The sequence below is a fragment of the Microbacterium pasadenense genome (assembly GCF_047246565.1).
GTDB lineage: Bacteria > Actinomycetota > Actinomycetes > Actinomycetales > Microbacteriaceae > Microbacterium.
On record NZ_JBFOKN010000001.1, the window covers coordinates 86,519 to 102,423 of the forward strand.

At 73.0% G+C, this 15,905-nt stretch carries 13 protein-coding genes; 4 read left to right on the top strand and 9 right to left on the bottom strand.

The window, feature by feature from the left end; translation table 11 throughout:
- Window positions 1–100: 100 nt before the first annotated feature.
- Window positions 101–1,900, bottom strand: a complete 1,800-nt coding sequence (locus AB3M83_RS00420; protein WP_412944369.1) for a lipase family protein — start codon at window positions 1,898–1,900, stop codon at window positions 101–103.
- 253 nt (window positions 1,901–2,153) lie between these two features.
- Between AB3M83_RS00420 and AB3M83_RS00425 the strand changes: the two genes are divergently transcribed.
- From AB3M83_RS00425 to araA, 4 genes are all read left to right on the top strand, one after another.
- Window positions 2,154–3,143 carry a LacI family DNA-binding transcriptional regulator gene (locus AB3M83_RS00425; protein WP_412944370.1) on the top strand — a complete coding sequence of 330 codons (990 nt, stop codon included), beginning with the start codon at window positions 2,154–2,156 and terminating at the stop codon, window positions 3,141–3,143.
- Between the two features lie 134 nt (window positions 3,144–3,277).
- Window positions 3,278–3,997 (top strand): L-ribulose-5-phosphate 4-epimerase, encoded by a 720-nt coding sequence (locus tag AB3M83_RS00430; RefSeq protein WP_412944371.1) that lies wholly within the window; start codon window positions 3,278–3,280, stop codon window positions 3,995–3,997.
- The gene (locus AB3M83_RS00435; protein WP_412944372.1) at window positions 3,994–5,682 is read left to right on the top strand and encodes a xylulokinase; all 1,689 of its coding nucleotides are present in this window, start codon (window positions 3,994–3,996) and stop codon (window positions 5,680–5,682) included. Before AB3M83_RS00430 ends, AB3M83_RS00435 begins: the two co-directional genes overlap by 4 nt.
- Entirely contained in the window at window positions 5,679–7,181 is a 1,503-nt protein-coding gene (gene araA, locus AB3M83_RS00440) for an L-arabinose isomerase (protein WP_412944373.1), read from the top strand. Before AB3M83_RS00435 ends, araA begins: the two co-directional genes overlap by 4 nt.
- A gap of 174 nt (window positions 7,182–7,355) precedes the next feature.
- On the opposite strand, the gene AB3M83_RS00445 is transcribed toward araA, so the two are convergent.
- The 8 genes from AB3M83_RS00445 to arfA all read right to left on the bottom strand — a co-directional run bounded on the left by AB3M83_RS00445 (window position 7,356) and on the right by arfA (window position 15,819).
- Window positions 7,356–7,925 carry a hypothetical protein gene (locus AB3M83_RS00445; protein ID WP_412944374.1) on the bottom strand — a complete coding sequence of 190 codons (570 nt, stop codon included), beginning with the start codon at window positions 7,923–7,925 and terminating at the stop codon, window positions 7,356–7,358.
- Window positions 7,925–8,335, bottom strand: a complete 411-nt coding sequence (locus AB3M83_RS00450) for a DUF4383 domain-containing protein (protein WP_412944375.1) — start codon at window positions 8,333–8,335, stop codon at window positions 7,925–7,927. The genes AB3M83_RS00445 and AB3M83_RS00450 overlap by 1 nt, the downstream gene beginning before the upstream one ends.
- A gap of 284 nt (window positions 8,336–8,619) precedes the next feature.
- Window positions 8,620–9,774 (bottom strand): glycerate kinase, encoded by a 1,155-nt coding sequence (locus tag AB3M83_RS00455; RefSeq protein ID WP_412944376.1) that lies wholly within the window; start codon window positions 9,772–9,774, stop codon window positions 8,620–8,622.
- Window positions 9,771–10,856 carry a LacI family DNA-binding transcriptional regulator gene (locus AB3M83_RS00460; RefSeq protein ID WP_412944377.1) on the bottom strand — a complete coding sequence of 362 codons (1,086 nt, stop codon included), beginning with the start codon at window positions 10,854–10,856 and terminating at the stop codon, window positions 9,771–9,773. The genes AB3M83_RS00455 and AB3M83_RS00460 overlap by 4 nt, the downstream gene beginning before the upstream one ends.
- 43 nt (window positions 10,857–10,899) lie before the next feature.
- Window positions 10,900–11,775 carry a sugar phosphate isomerase/epimerase family protein gene (locus AB3M83_RS00465; protein ID WP_412944378.1) on the bottom strand — a complete coding sequence of 292 codons (876 nt, stop codon included), beginning with the start codon at window positions 11,773–11,775 and terminating at the stop codon, window positions 10,900–10,902.
- The gene (locus tag AB3M83_RS00470) at window positions 11,772–12,974 is read right to left on the bottom strand and encodes a dihydrodipicolinate synthase family protein (RefSeq protein ID WP_412944379.1); all 1,203 of its coding nucleotides are present in this window, start codon (window positions 12,972–12,974) and stop codon (window positions 11,772–11,774) included. Before AB3M83_RS00470 ends, AB3M83_RS00465 begins: the two co-directional genes overlap by 4 nt.
- 3 nt (window positions 12,975–12,977) lie before the next feature.
- Entirely contained in the window at window positions 12,978–14,180 is a 1,203-nt protein-coding gene (locus AB3M83_RS00475; RefSeq protein WP_412944380.1) for a Gfo/Idh/MocA family protein, read from the bottom strand.
- 118 nt (window positions 14,181–14,298) lie between these two features.
- The gene (arfA, locus tag AB3M83_RS00480; RefSeq protein ID WP_412944381.1) at window positions 14,299–15,819 is read right to left on the bottom strand and encodes an arabinosylfuranosidase ArfA; all 1,521 of its coding nucleotides are present in this window, start codon (window positions 15,817–15,819) and stop codon (window positions 14,299–14,301) included.
- Between the last annotated feature and the right edge of the window lie 86 nt (window positions 15,820–15,905).

Sequence of the window (15,905 nt, forward strand, 5' to 3'; positions counted from 1 at the left end):
TGACCGTGGCGTCGGCCCGGCCATGCGACGGATGCCGAGGCTCCCGCGGTGGCATCGGTCGCCGCCGCACCGTGCCGCTGCACCCGCGGCATCCGTCCGGTCACTGCCGCGTCGTCTCGCAGCCTTCGGCGACCGGGACGCCGGCGAACCGGTCACGGGTCCACTCGACGAGCTCGGTCAGGAGCGGTGAGGGCCGCTCGACGACCGCGGCGTGCTCGTAGCCGTCGTAGATGCGGAAGTCGACGTCCTGGCCGGCCGCGCACATCCGGTCGACGAAGTCGGACTGGGCGCCGACCGAGATGATGCTGTCGGCACCGCCCTGTGCGAGCAGCAGCGGAGCGGTCTGACGGAGCGGTGCGGTGTTCTCGCGCAGGTGGCGGCCCAGATCGCCGGCCGCCGGCGAGCCGGTGAACAGGCGCGGATCACCGCTCATGCCGAGCGTCGCCGCGACCGACACGATGATCGCCGGGTCGGACAGGCACCGCTCCGACATCTGCCGCAGGATCGTTTCGGCTCCCGGCCGGACGTAGTCCCCGTAGCCGATGTCGTCGTAGATCTCCGAGAACGAGGCGAACGCATACGAGGCGAAGATCGCCCCGCCGGTGACGCCGGTGATCTCGCGCACGAGGGTCGCCGGGTCGCTCGCCGGCGCGAGGGCGGCGACGCCCTGCACCCAGACGTCCGGCGCGTAGTCCCGCGCGATCCCGCCGGTCCACAGGGCCGCGCCGCCGCCCTGGGAGTGCCCCCACACGACCGTGCGCGCACCGACGTCGGCATCCGTCAGCTCGCGCGCGGCACGCACCGCGTCGAGCGACGCGTGCGCGCTGGGCGGTCCGATGAGGTACGGGTGCGGACCCTCGGTGCCGAGCCCGATGTAGTCGGTCGCGACGACCGCCCACCCTTCGGAGATCAGCGTCGGGAGAATGTACATGGCTCCCGACCACATGCCGCGCGGCTGCAGCGACGGCGCGCAGTGCTCGGCGTACCCGGTCGTGCCGTGGTTCCAGTCGATGACCGGCCACTGCCCGTCGCCCTCCTTGGGGACGGCGACGATCCCGCTCGCGACGCGGACGTCGCCGTCGATGCCCGTGGTCGTGTAGAGGATCCGCCATGCGTTCGCCGTCGTGGGGATGCCGTTCGTGAACGGCTCGGCGCGCACGAGGCGGCCGGGCTCGTCCGGCATGTCGCGGGGCGCCGCGTAGAAGTCGTCGACGACCGTGGAGCCTTCGCGCAGCGGCACGGTGACGAGCGCGGTCGTCACGGCGAGGGCGACGGATGCCACGGCCATGACCGTCCGCCCCCACCGGCGTCGCGGGCGCCCGTCGGTGCCCTCGCGTGCGGCCGCGCGGTCATCGCCACGTCGGCGCAGCCGCGTCCACAGGTCGGTCACGCCGCTCATGATGAGGCGCGCCCCGAACACGACCGCGACGACGAGCAGGGTGATGTCGGGCCAGAACAGGGCGAGCGCACCGAAGATGACGCCGGAGATGCCGAACGCGGCATCCGCGATCCGCGCGTCGACGGTGCGACCGCGGCGGAAGACGGCGACCAGGCCGAGGACGCCGCCCGCCAGGAGGAGGATGCCGACCAGAGTCGCGAGGACGCGCACCGTCAGGCCCGGGGTGAGGAGGACGGCGATGCCGCCGAGCAGCCAGGCGACCCCGGTGACCGTGCGCCAGCGCGGGCGCTCTGTCTCGTCGTCAGCGCGGCCGGTGAGCTCGAGGACGCCGGTGAGCACCATGCCGCCGCCGATGAGCCAGGCGAGCACGGCGAGCGCGGTCGTCGGCCGGATGACGATGACGACGCCGAGGACGAGGGCCGCGACCGCGATCGCGATGCGCACGCCTTCGGGCAGTCGGGCGTGGAGACGTCCGACCGCGAGGCGCTGCAGCAGTCCCATCGGTCCCCTCGGGCTCGGTCGCGATCGCACGGCGCGATCGGCGGACTCCCCACGGTAGTCGCGGTGCGGCCGGGCGCCGCGCGTCGGCTGCGGCGTGGTACCGGTGCCGCGGTGGCCCATCCGGCCGTCCGCGCTGCGCCGGTCACGGCGGCGCGGCGGTCGGCGCGCCGGTCCGGCGCGACGCGGCGGAGCGCGACCGGCCGCGGGGCCCCTCGGCTCGGGCACCGCCCGGCGGCGCACTAGGGTGAGCGCCATGGGACGGACGGGGACGACGCGCGCCAGCGTGCGCGACGTGGCCGCTCGCGCCGGGGTGTCGACGCAGACCGTGTCGCGCGTGATCAACGACAGCCCGCAGCTGCGGCCGGAGACGCGGGCCCGGGTCGAGGCGGCGATGGCCGAGCTCGGCTATCGCGTCAACAACGCCGCCCGCGCCCTCGGGACCTCGACGACCCGCACCGTGGGCGTCATCGCATCGGATGCCACGCTGTACGGTCCGTCGGCGGGGATCGCGGCGCTGGATGCCGCCGCCCGTGCCGCCGACCGCTGGATCGCGACGGCCTACGCCGACGCCGCCGATCCCGATTCGGTCACCGAGGCGGCGTCGCGGCTGCTCGCCCAGGGCGTCGACGCGCTGATCGTGGTCGCGCCGCACACCGTGACGCTCCCGGCCCTGCGCGCAGCGGTCGGCACGACTCCGCTGACCGCGCTGCACACCGGGACCGGGGCCGACCGCCAGCGGGACGCGGCGGCCCTCGCGATCGCCCATCTCCGGAGCCTCGGGCACCGTCGCATCGCACGGCTGGCCGGCCCCGCCGACTGGCTCGAGGCGACGGCCCGGGACGAGGGCGCCGAGGCGGCGCTGACGGATGCCGGGCTGTCCGCCGACCTGGTCTGGCGCGGCGACTGGAGCGCGGCCACCGCGGCGGCGCTCGCCGTCGAGGTCGCCGCGGCCGTCCGTGCCGAGGGCGGCCCCACCGCCGTCGCGGTCGCGAACGACCAGATGGCCCTCGGGCTCATCGCGGGGCTGGCTCGGGCGGGCGTCCGCGTGCCGGCGGACGTGAGCGTCACCGGCTTCGACGACAACGCCGACGCCGCGTTCTACGCGCCGGCCCTGACCACCGTCCACGTCGACATCGACGGCGAGGCCCGCCGCGTCGTGGCCGCGGTGCTCGGACTGCCCGAGCCGGCGGCGCCCGCCGAGCCGGCCCTCGTCGCCCGCGCCTCCACCGCTCCGCTCCCCTGACCGACGAGACGGCTCGGGGCCATCCGCCGTGCGGACGCGGCGGCGGCGAGGGTCCGCCACGCGCCGTCCGCGTCGGGATCGGGGTGGGCGGCTCGGGGTGGCGGCTCGTCGATGTTATCGGTAACATCTACGCCATGACCGATCCCAACGAGGCGATCACCCCCGCGCTGCAGCAGGCGATCGACGCCGTCCGCACCGACGTGGCCGCCCTGCACGCCGAACTCGTCCGCTACGGCCTCGTCGTCTGGACCGGCGGCAACGTCTCGGGGCGGGTGCCCGGCGCCGACCTGTTCGTGATCAAGCCCTCCGGCGTCTCGTACGACGACCTCGCCCCCGAGAACATGATCCTGTGCGACCTGGACGGGACGGTCGTCCCGGGCACTCCCGGCAGCGACCGGTCGCCCTCGAGCGACACCGCGGCGCACGCGTACGTCTACCGGAACATGCCGGACGTCGGCGGCGTCGTGCACACCCACTCCCCGTACGCCGTCGCCTGGGCGGCGCGCGGAGAGGAGATCCCGTGCGTCATCACCGGGATGGCCGACGAGTTCGGCGGCCCGATCCCGATCGGCCCGTTCGCGATCATCGGCGACGACTCGATCGGTCGCGGCATCGTCGAGACCCTGCGCGGCCACCGCTCCCGCGCCGTCCTGATGCAGAACCACGGACCGTTCACGATCGGCGTCAGCGCGAAGGACGCCGTGAAGGCCGCCGTGATGTGCGAGGACGCCGCGCGCACCGTCCACCTCGCCCGGCAGGGCGGCGAACTCATCCCGATCCCGCAGGACAGGATCGACGCGCTCTACAACCGCTATCAGAACGTGTACGGCCAGAGCTCGGACGACCGCCGATGAGCGCCGGAGCGCACACGGCAGCCGCCGCGGAACGCCCCGAGGCACGCGACGCGGCATCCGTCCTCGCCGCCGGCGGCGGCGCCCTCGGCATCGAGCTCGGCTCCACCCGGATCAAGGCCTGCGTCGTCGACGCGGCCGATCCGAGCCGCGTGCTCGCCGTGGGGAGCTCGGAGTGGCAGAACGAGCTCGTCGACGGCGTGTGGACCTACGCGGCGGATGCCGTGTGGTCGGGCCTGCAGGCCGCCTACGCCGACCTCGCCGCCGACGTCCACCGTCGCCACGGCGTCGCGCTCACGGGCCTCGCCGCGGTCGGCGTCTCCGCGATGATGCACGGCTATCTCGCGTTCGACGAGAGCGGCGGGCTGCTCGTCCCGTTCCGGACCTGGCGCAACACGTCGACCGGACCGGCGGCAGCCGAGCTCACCGACCTCCTCGGCGTGAACATCCCGCTGCGCTGGTCGATCGCCCACCTGCACCAGGCGATCCTCGACGACGAGCCGCACGTCGGCCGGCTCTCGAGCATCAACACCCTCGCCGGGTGGGTCCACCACCGCCTCACCGGCCGCTTCGTCCTCGGCGTCGGCGACGCGTCGGGCATGTTCCCGATCGACGCGCACGGCGACTACGACCGCGACCGGGTCGCCGCGTACGACGCCTGCGCCGCCTCCGTCCTGGGCGGGCGCAGCGTGACCGACCTGCTGCCGGCGGTGCTCCCCGCGGGGGCGGATGCCGGCCGCCTCACCGCGGACGGCGCCGCCCTCCTCGACCCGACCGGCGCGCTCCGGCCCGGTGCGGTCGCCGCGCCCCCCGAGGGCGATGCCGGCACCGGCATGGTCGCCACTAACGCCGTCGCACCGCGGACCGGCAACGTCAGCGCCGGCACGAGCATCTTCGCGATGGTCGTGCTCGAGCAGCCGCTCGCGCGCGTGCACACCGAGATCGACCTGGTCACGACGCCCGCCGGCGACCCGGTCGCGATGGTCCACTGCAACAACGGCGCGAGCGAGCTCGCGGCGTGGGCGTCGCTCTTCGGCGCGTTCGCGGCGGCGGCCGGCACGCCGATGCCGACGGATGCCGTCTTCGAGACGCTGCTCGGCGCCGCCCTGTCGGGCGCTCCCGATGCCGGTGGCCTGCTCGCCTACAACCATCTCTCCGGGGAGCCGATCGCCGGCCTCGACGAGGGCCGGCCGCTGTTCGTGCGCACGCCGGATGCCGACTTCACGCTCGCGAACACGATGCGCGCCCACGTGCATGGCGTCTTCGCGACGCTCGCGATGGGCATGCAGACGCTCGCCGACGAGGGGGTGGCGCTCGACGAGCTCTTCGCCCACGGCGGCATCTTCCGCACCGCGGGCGTCGCGCAGCGCCTGCTCGCCGGAGCGCTCGACGCGCCCGTGACGGTCGGCGACACCGCCGGCGAGGGCGGCGCGTGGGGCATGGCGGTGCTCGCCGCCTACGCCGCCGCCGCACAGGCGGCATCCGCCGACCGTGCCGGCCTCGCCGACTATCTCCGCGACCGCGTCTTCGCGGGCGCCGCATCCGTCACCGTCGCGCCCGACCCGGCCGACGTCGCCGGGTTCGCCCGCTACCTCAGCCACTACCGCGCCGGCCTCGCCGTCGAAGCCGCCGCCGTGACGGCGCTGCGGACCGGCGGCATCCGCTCATCGATCGAAGGAACCGCATGACCCTCTCCACCTCTCTCGAGCAGTACACCGTCTGGTTCGTCACCGGCAGCCAGAACCTGTACGGCGAGGAGACGCTCCGCCAGGTGGCCGAGCAGTCCCAGGTCGTCGTCGCAGGACTCACCGGCCTGCCGGTGCGGGTCGAGTGGAAGCCCGTCCTGAAGGACGCGGACTCGATCCGCCGCCTCGCCCTCGAGGCGAACGCCGACGACTCGGTCATCGGCGTCATGGCGTGGATGCACACCTTCAGCCCCGCCAAGATGTGGATCTCGGGCCTCGACGCACTGCGCAAGCCGCTGCTCCACCTGCACACCCAGGCGAACGTCGAGCTGCCGTGGGCCGACATCGACTTCGACTTCATGAACCTCAACCAGGCCGCCCACGGCGACCGGGAGTTCGGGTACATCCAGACCCGACTGGGCGTCGCGCGCAAGACGGTCGTCGGCCACGTGTCGAACCCCGCCGTCCTCCGCCAGATCGAGGACTGGCAGCGGGCCGCGGCCGGCTGGCAGGCCGCCCGCACCCTCAAGCTCGCCCGCTTCGGCGACAACATGCGCTACGTCGCCGTCACCGAGGGCGACAAGACCGAGGCGGAGCTCCAGTTCGGGGTTCAGGTCAACACGTGGGGCGTGAACGAGCTGGCGGATGCCGTGGCCCAGGCCACCGACGAGCAGGTCGATGCCCTCGTCGCCGAGTACATCGTGTCCTACGACGTGGCCGAGGAGCTCCTCCCCGGCGCCGAACGGCACCAGTCGCTCCGCGACGGCGCCGCCATCGAGGTCGGTCTGCGCTCGTTCCTCGAAGCCGGCGGGTTCGGCGCCTTCACGACGTCGTTCGAGGACCTCGGCGCTCTCACGCAGCTCCCCGGCCTGGCCGTGCAGCGCCTGATGGCGGAGGGCTACGGCTTCGGCGCGGAGGGCGACTGGAAGACGGCGATCCTCGTGCGCGTCGCGAACGTCATGGGTGCGGGCCTGCCCGGCGGGGCGAGCCTCATGGAGGACTACACGTACGACCTCGTTCCCGGCCAGGAGCGGATCCTCGGCGCGCACATGCTCGAGGTGTCGCCGTCGCTCACGACCGCGAAGCCGCGCCTCGAAGTGCACGAGCTGGGGATCGGTGGGAAGTCCGACCCGGTGCGCCTGGTGTTCACCGCGGACGCCGGCCCGGCCCTCGTCGTCGCGATGAGCGACATGCGCGACCGGTTCCGCCTCGTCGCGAACGTGGTGCAGAACGTCGACGCGCCCGACCTGCCGAAGCTGCCGGTCGGCCGCGCCGTGTGGGAGCCGGCTCCCGACTTCGCGACGTCGGCGGCGTGCTGGCTCGCGGCGGGTGCCGCGCACCACACTGTGATGACGACGGCGGTCGGCATCGACGTGTTCCGCGACTTCGCCGACATCGCGGGCACCGAGCTGCTCGTCATCGACGACGACACGACGGTCCGCGGCTTCACGAAGGAGCTGCGCTGGAACCAGGCCTACTACCGCCTCGCCCGGGGGCTGTAGTCAGCGACGCGAACGCCGCGCGGAGCGACCGGCATCCGGTCGGCCCGCGCGGCGTTCGCGTGCGCCCGGTGCGGAGGCTTCCGGCTACCGACGCCGGTGCACGGCCTCGCAGCCGATGCCGGGGACGGTGCCGCGGCGTCGGTCACGCCAGCGCCGTCGGGCGCGCGCCTCGGGTCAGTGCCCGTGGCCGGGCAGGATCAGCCGGTGCTCGGAGTGGTCGGGCGCATCGCTGCCCACCGCGGTCGACCCGAGTGCCGGCGTGACGAGGCCCGCGACGACCACGCAGCCGGCCACCAGACCGAGCATGCTGGTCCGTGGCACGGTGCGGGCGGGCGTCTGGTCCGTGGCGTCGGACGGGGCCGCCGCCGGAGCGCTGCCGCCACGCGCCGCGCGGCGCAGGACGGCAGCCGCCGCGACGCCGTACACGAGCGACAGCAGCACGATCACCGCGACCGCGAGGGCGCTGATCCGACCCGGGTCGACGATAAGAGCCGCGGTGGCTCCGACGAGGCCGGCGATCGCGGACAGGGCGCCGCTGCGCGGCGCGACGACGCGGGCCTTCGCGAGAGCCACGACACCCCAGAGGAGTGCCGCGGCTCCCGCGGTAACCAGCAGGATCCCGGTGCCGCGCGCGGCGGCACTCGATCCTTGCGTGAGTGCCCCCGCACCGAGGCCCATCTCCAGGAGCCCCGCGCCCCACGCGGCGAGCGTGGGCCACGAGCGGGTCAGTGCGGAAAGCGGCATCAGACGGCTTCGCGCGGCGCGACGTTCTTGTCTGCGGCGAGCGCGACACCCAGGAGGATCAGCGCGCTGGCGAGGTGCAGGAAGTGGTCAGCCGTGTTCAGCGCGAGGACGTTCGCGCCGGTGTCCGCGATGAAGAAGCCGACGATGCCGAGCAGCAGGTAGGCGGCACCGACGATGAGGTTCACGGCCTTCGCCGCGCGGACGTTGGAGAGACCGCCGATGAGCAGCGCCGCACCGATCAGGAGGTGGGCGATGTTGTGCAGCGGGTTGACCTCGAAGATGCCGAGGAGCAGGCCGCCGTCGGTGGCGACGAAGTCGACACCCGCGGTCGCGGTGAAGCCGAGCAGGCCGACGAGGATGTAGACCGCGCCGAAGATCGTGGCGACGAGGCGGTTGGGTGAATTGCGCATGGGATGTGTCCCTCCGTTGGGCGGCGGATGCCGCGATTCTGCATCCGGGTGCTGTGGTGCAGGTGTTGTTCGGTGTCATGCCCGGATCGGATGGGGGGAATCTCCCGCCGCGGTCCGAGCTGCTCGGGGAGAGATCGACGGATCGAACGCTCCGGGTCGTCACCGACGCGGACGTCAGTGCGGGCTGGCTGCCTCACCCGAGGGTACGGTCGGACGGGGGTGCGATGACGAGGGGTTGCACGTCTCGCGATGCCCCTGATATAGACCGCGGCCAGGAGTTCTGCTCAGGATGAGCGGCCGTCCGCGAGCAGGCGGCCCGCCTCGCGCAGCCATCGGCCGGGCGCGGCCAGCGAGGCGGTGGCGCTGCCGGCGAGGTCGGTCAGCGAGACCGCGGTCGCGAACGACGAGACGTCGGCATCCGGCGTGATCCGGCCTGCCACGAGGACGGTCGGAACGCCCTGCTCGGCGGCGAGCACCTGCACGAACGAGGGGACCTTGCCGGCCGCCGACTGCCCGTCGAACGATCCTTCGCCGGTCACGACGACGGATGCCGCCGCGATCGCGTCCCGCAGCCCGATGAGATCGGCGACCTCGCCGGCTCCCGGGACGAGTCGTGCGCCCCACGCCGCCAGGGCGAAGCCGGTGCCCCCGGCGGCGCCCGCTCCGGGCATCGTCGGGTCGAGCGGTGCGGCGGCGTCCCCTCGCCCCCCGACGACACCGCGCGCCGCCGCCTGCGCACCGGCGCCGACGACTGCGGCGAACCGGACGAGCGCGGCATCCACCGCCGGGATGTCGGCGGGGGCGAGGCCCTTCTGCGGCCCGAAGACGGCGGCCGCGCCGCGCGGACCGGTGAGCGGGTTCGTCACGTCGCTGAGGACGATGACGCCTCCGGGCGGCAGCGCCCGGAGCCGGGAGAAGTCGGCCGCTGCGATGGCGGCCAGCCCCCGCGCGCCACGGGGGACGTCAAGGCCGTCGGCGTCGTGGAACCTGGCTCCGAGCGCACGCAGCATCCCGGTTCCGCCGTCCGACGAGGCCGACGAGCCGATCCCGAGGACGAGGCGCGTGGCACCCGCGTCGAGGGCGGCGGCGATCGCCTCGCCGAAGCCGGTGGTGTCGGCATCCCAGGGCAGCCGGGCATCGCCCAGCAGCTCGATGCCGCTGGTCGACGCGAGCTCCACGACGGCGGTCCCGCCCGGCAGGCGGAGCCAGGAAGCCGGCACCTCGGCCCCTCGCGGGCCTCGCACCCGCACCGGCATCCGCTCGGCGCCGGGGACGGCCGCCGCGAAGGCATCGAGGGTCCCCTCCCCGCCGTCGGCCATGGGGCGGAGGACGACCTGGGCGCCGGGGTCGGCGGAGCGCCAGCCGGCTGCGATCTCCGTCGCGGCCGAGGCGGCCGGGATCGACCCCTTGAAGCTGTCCAGGGCGATGACGACCGTCATGCGTGCGGCGCGGCGACGGCCGGTGACGGCTCCGCCGACGTGAGCGCGGGGGTGCTGGCCCGCACCAGCACCTCGAGCCGCAGCGTGTCGTCGTTCGGCGTCCACTCCGGATCGATCGCCGCACGGAACGCCTGGTAGCCGACCTCTTCCAGCGGCACTCGGACGGTCGTGAGCGCGGGCGTCACATCACGCCCGGTGGGGATGTCGTCGAAGCCCGCGAGGGCGATGTCCTCGCCGGGCGCGCGGCCGGCGGATCGGAGCGCCGACATCGCGCCGATCGCGACGACATCGCTGATGCCGAAGACGACCGTGCCCGGTTCGATGCCGTCCGCGAGCGCCCGCGTCATCATCTCGTGGCCCGACTCGCGGGTGAAGCGGCCGCGGTACACCCGCGGTTCGTCGCCGCCCGCGGTCACGAATCCGTTCGCGAACCCGTCGAGACGGGCGTCGCTCGTGATCGTGCCCTCGGCGGCCGCGAGCACGACCGCCCGGCGGTAGCCCCGCTCGACGAGGGCCGTCGCGAGAGCCTCGGCACCGGCACGGTTGTCGAGGATGAGCGACCGAGCGCCCGTCACGCCGGCGCCGAGCGCGACGACACGGCCGCCCGTCGCCGACAGCTGCTCGAGCTCGCGGGCGAGTCCGGCGTCCTCCCCCGCGGTGTTGCGGGAGGCGGCGAGGATCAGCCCTCGGGGCCGCTGACCGCGCAGCGCCCGCACCAGCCGGACCTCCCGGGCGGGATCGCGCTCGGTGATCGCGACGGTGACGACGAGGCCCGCCTCGTCAGCACCGCGGGCCACGCCGGCGGCAATGAGACCGAAGTACGGGTCGGCGATGTCGGCGACCAGCAGGGCGATGATCGCGGAGGTGCCGCGCGCGGTGGCCTGCGCGGACAGGTTCGCCGTGTATCCGAGACGCGCGGCCGCGGCCTCCACCCGCTCGCGGTAGGAGTCCGCGACCTTGCGGGTCGAGCCGTTCAGCGCGCGCGACGCCGTCGCCAGCGAGACCCCCGCTTCGCGCGCGACATCGTCGAGAGTGACGGCGCCGAGCGTGACGGTGCGGCGGATCGGCGTGGGGTCGGTCATGGTCGGAAGTCTATGGCGAGGTCGTCGGCGTTCCCGGGAGGGCTCAGAGGTGCGGCGAGACGGATGCCGCGAAGGTCTCCGCCGTCCGACGTGCGACCTCTGCCGGCGCCGCGCTCCAGATGTCTGCATTGAAGATCTCGACCTCGACGTCGCCGGTGTATCCGGTGTCGACGACGGCCCGGGTGAGGCGCGCCAGGTCGATGACGCCGTCGCCCGGGTAGTGGCGGCCGAGCAGCACATCCGCCGGGAGCGGGGTCTTCCAGTCGCACACCTGGTACGTCGCGATGCGCGCCTCGCGGCCCGCCCGCTCGATCGAGTCGTACACGTCGGGGTCCCAGAAGACGTGGAACGTGTCGACCGTCACGCCGACGACCGACGGGTCGAAATCGGCCGCGATGTCGAGCGCCTGGCCGAGCGTCGACACGACGCAGCGGTCGGTCGCGTACATGGGGTGGAGCGGCTCGAGAGCCAGCGTGACGCCCGCGGCGGCGGCATCCGGAGCCAGCTCCCCGATCGCGTCGCGCACGAGCTCGCGCGCGCCCACCAGGTCGCGAGACCCCTCGGGCAGCCCGCCCGCGACGAGCACGAGGACCGCCGACGAGCCGGGCGCCCCCGCCGCGGCGAGCGTGGCCGCCTCGTCGATGGCGCGCAGGTTGTCGGCGATCGACGCGCGGCGGGCCGGGCCCTCGGGCATCGTGAAGAACCCCGACCGGCAGTGCGTGGAGAAGCGCAGACCCGAATCCGCGAGCATGCTCGCGGCGGTGGCGAGCCCGACCTCCTGCACCGGCTCCCGCCACAGGCCGATGGAGCGGATGCCGGCATCCGCCGTCACCTGCAGGGCGGTGGCGAGGTCGGCGTGCTTCAGCGTGCCCTGGTTGATCGACAGCCGGGCGTCGACGGCGGCGAGTGAAGAGGTCATGCGTCCAGTCCGTTCAGGCGGAGCATCGCGTGCCATCGCTCGGCGGCGAGCTCGGGGCGCTCGAACGCCTTCGCGTCGTTCGCGAGCTCGACGATGCGGGAGAGGTGCGGAAGGCTCCGCGCCGAGTGCAGGCCGCCGACCATCTGGAAGGCGGGCTGGTGCCCGTTGAGCCAGGCGAGGAAGGCGACACCCGTCTTGTAATAGAAGGTGGGGGCGGCGAACACCTGACGCGAGAGCTCCTCGGTCGGCGCCAGGATGTCGAGGTAGCGCGCCGCGTCACCGGCGTCCAGCGCCTGGATGGCGGCGGATGCCACCGGCGTCAGCGCCGCGAAAGCGCCGAGCAGGGCGTCGGAGTGCTGCTGCGCCGCCGACGGGTCCCGCGGCGGCTGCGGGGCGTCCGGGACGTCGGCTCCGCCGATGAGGCCCACGTAGTTGAAGTCGTCCCCGGTGAACATGCGCACGCCCTCGGGCAGACGCTCGCGCACCGACACCTCGGACGCGGCGTCCAGCAGGCTCATCTTGACGCCCGCGACCCTGTCGACGTTGTCCTCGATGATCTCCCGCAGCACCGCCGAGGCGGTCTGCCAGTCGTCGGCACCGAAGTAGCCCTGCAGCTGCGGGTCGAACGCGGTGCCCAGCCAGTGCAGCACGACGGGCGTGGTCGCCTGCGAGAGGACCGCGCGGTAGACGCGGCGGTAGTCCTCGGCGGACTCCGCCGCGCGCGCCAGGTGCCGGGACGCCATCAGCACGGGGCCGGCGCCCTGCTCTTCGGTGAAGTGCAGCTGCTCGAGGTACGCATCGATGACCTGGTCGATCGAGATGCGCTCGTCGGCGATGTGATCCGTGTTCACGCCGACGACGACCGAGCCGCCCTCCTCGCGGGCGACCTGCGCCGACCGCGTGATGAGCTCGCGGGTCGCCGCGGCGTCGAGTCCCATGTTCCGCTGCGCGGTGTCCATGGCGTCGGCGACGCCGAGGCCCCAGGAGTACACGTTGCGGCGGAACGCGAGCGTGGCATCCCAGTCGATGTCCGCGGGCTGCCCCGGCGTGTTGTCGGCATGGGTGTGCGGCACGACGTGCGCGGCCGCATACGCGATGCGACTGCGGAGGGGCGCGGTGGGGCGCTCGAAGCCGGACGTGTCGACGAGGTCCGCGCGTCGGGACGTGCCGTCGCCGGCGAGGAGGGTGAGGTGCGCCATCGATCAGTCCAGCGTCAGCGCGGGCAGCTCGACCTTGCGTCCCTCGCGGCTCGACTGCAGGCCGGCCTCGGCGAGCATCACGCCGCGGGCGCCGGCCAGCAGGTCGAACTCGTAGCGGGTGTCCTGGACGTACGAGACGAGGAACTCCTCCCACTGCTGGCGGAAGCCGTTGAGGAAGACGTCGTTGGTGGGCACGGACTGCCAGTCGGCGTCGTAGTCGTGCGTGTCCTCGAGGTCGGGGTTCCAGACGGGCTTCGGCGTCGCGTTGCGCGGCTGGATCTTCGCGCCGAACAGTCCGACCACGGCGGAGCCGTGCGTGCCGTCGACATGGAACTCGACGAGCTCGTCGCGGTTCACACGGACCGTCCACGACGAGTTGATCTGCGCGACGATGTCGCCCTCGAGCTCGAACACGCCGTAAGCGGCGTCCTCGGCGGTCGCGGTGTAGTGCTCGCCCTTCTCGTCCCAGCGATCGGCGATGTGGATGGCGGCCTTCGCATAAACCGACTTGACCTCGCCGAACAGGTTCTCCAGCACGTAGTTCCAGTGGGGGAACATGTCGACGATGATGCCGCCGCCGTCCTCGGCGCGGTAGTTCCAGCTGGGGCGCTGGGCCGGCTGCCAGTCGCCCTCGAAGACCCAGTACCCGAACTCGCCGCGCACCGAGAGGATGCGGCCGAAGAAGCCGGAGTCGATGAGGCGCTTCAGCTTCTGCAGGCCGGGGAGGTAGAGCTTGTCGTGCACGACGCCCGTCTTGACACCCGCCTCGGCGGCGAGCTTCGCGAGCTCGAGGGCCTCTTCCACCGACTCGGCCGTGGGCTTCTCGGTGTAGATGGTCTTGCCCGCGGCGATGGCCTTGCGAAGCGCCGTCGCCCGCGCCTTCGTGACGAGGAAGTCGGCGTAGATCTCCCAGCGCGGATCGGCCAGAGCGGCATCCAGATCCGTCGTGTAGTCCTCGATGCCGTGCTTGGCGGCGAGCTCGGCGAGCTTGGCCTCGCTGCGGCCGACGAGAAGCGGCTTGACGGTGATGCGGGATCCGTCGGGCAGCTCGATGCCGCCCTGCTCGCGGATGGCGAGGATCGAGCGCACGAGGTGCTGCCGGTATCCCATCCGGCCGGACACGCCGTTCATGATGATGCCGATCTCGCGCACGGCGGGAGTCGGAGCAGCCGCGGCGGGGGCGGGGGCGAGGGTCGTCTCTGACACAGGGAGTCCTTTGGTCTCTCAGGCGCGGACCGAGATGCGGTAAGCGCTTTCCGTTGCACCCAGGATGCCACCGGAAGGCGCTTTCTGCAAGTGATCCCGGAACGCGCGGGCCGCGGGGTCAGACCAGGCGGACGGCGGCCCAGCTGACGGCGGCCAGCGGCAGCTCGAGGACGCCGCCGGACACGACGGCATCCGACAGCGGACGCACGCCGACGCGCTCCGGCTCGGCCAGCGTGTTCGCGGCGTAGATGTCGTCCTCGTGCAGCAGGTGCGATTCGGCGATGCGAGGGTCGCGGCCGTGTTCGCGGACGAACGCCGAGACGTCGATGCGGACCGACGCCGCGTCCGACACGGAGCGGTTCACGACGAACAGGCTCATGCCCTCCGCATCCGCGGTCGCGACGGCATTGACGGCGGGGACCGAGCCGAAGCGGGTGCTCGGAATCGTGCCGGCGTCGATCGGGACCCGCAGGACGCGCTCTCCGGCCAGACGCGACGTGATCGCGAACGGGAAGAAGGTCGTCTGCCGCCAGGCCGGACCGCCCGGCTCGGTCATGATCGGCGCGATGACGTTGACCAGCTGAGCGAGGGATGCCGAGCGCACGCGGTCGGCGTGCTGCAGGAGGGTGATCATCAGATCGCCGAAGACGACGGCATCCAGCGCCGAGTACTGGTCCTCGAGCAGACGGGGCGCGACCGGCCAGCCGGATTCGGCGGGCTTGTCGTTCTGGCCGCCCTCCTCGTTGTGGAGGTACCAGACGTTCCACTCGTCGAAGGAGATCATGATGCGCTTGTCGCTCTTCTTCGTCGCCGCGACCGCGTCCGCGATCGAGGTGACGGATTCGATGAACCGCGCCATGTCGACGCCCGAGGCGAGGAACTCCTGCGCATCGCCGCCGTGCTCCTGATAGTAGGAGTGGCACGAGATGAAATCGACGTCGTCGAACGTGTGCTCGAGGACCGTCCGCTCCCACGAGCCGAAGGTCGGCATCCCGCTGCCCGACGACCCGCACACGACGAGTTCGATGTCCGGGTCCAGCATCCGCATGGCCTTCGCGGTGCGGGAGGCGAGCTTGCCGTAGTCGTCGGCGTTCCGGTGGCCGATCTGCCAGGGGCCGTCCATCTCATTGCCGAGGCACCACATCGTGACGCCGAACGGCTCGGCCCTGCCGTTCGCGACGCGCTGCCGGGTCCACTGGGTGTCGGCGTCCGCGTTGGCGTACTCGAGCAGGTCGATCGCCTCCTGCGTCCCGCGCGTGCCGAGGTTGACGGCGAGCATCAGATCACTGCCGACGAGTCTCAGCCAGTCGGCGAACTCGTGCAGCCCGATCTCGTTCGTCTCCGTCGACTGCCAGGCGAGGTCGAGGCGCCGGGGGCGTTCCGCCCGCGGCCCGATGCCGTCCTCCCAGCGGTACCCCGAGACGAAGTTGCCGCCCGGGTACCGGATCGTGCTCACGCCGAGCTCGGCGACCAGGTCGATCACGTCGCGACGGAAGCCGTCGGCACCCGCGGTCGGATGACCGGGCTCGAAGATCCCGTCGTAGATGTGCCGACCCAGGTGCTCGACGAAGCCGCCGAACAGGCGGCGATCGAGGTCGGTGAAGGCGGAACGGGGGTCGAGCGAGCCGTGAACGGTCACGGGGATCCTTCCTGGTGACGACAGCGGACGGTGCGCGCCACGTTACCGATGACAGCCCGGGCGTCAGAAGCCCGGGTTCGGGTGAC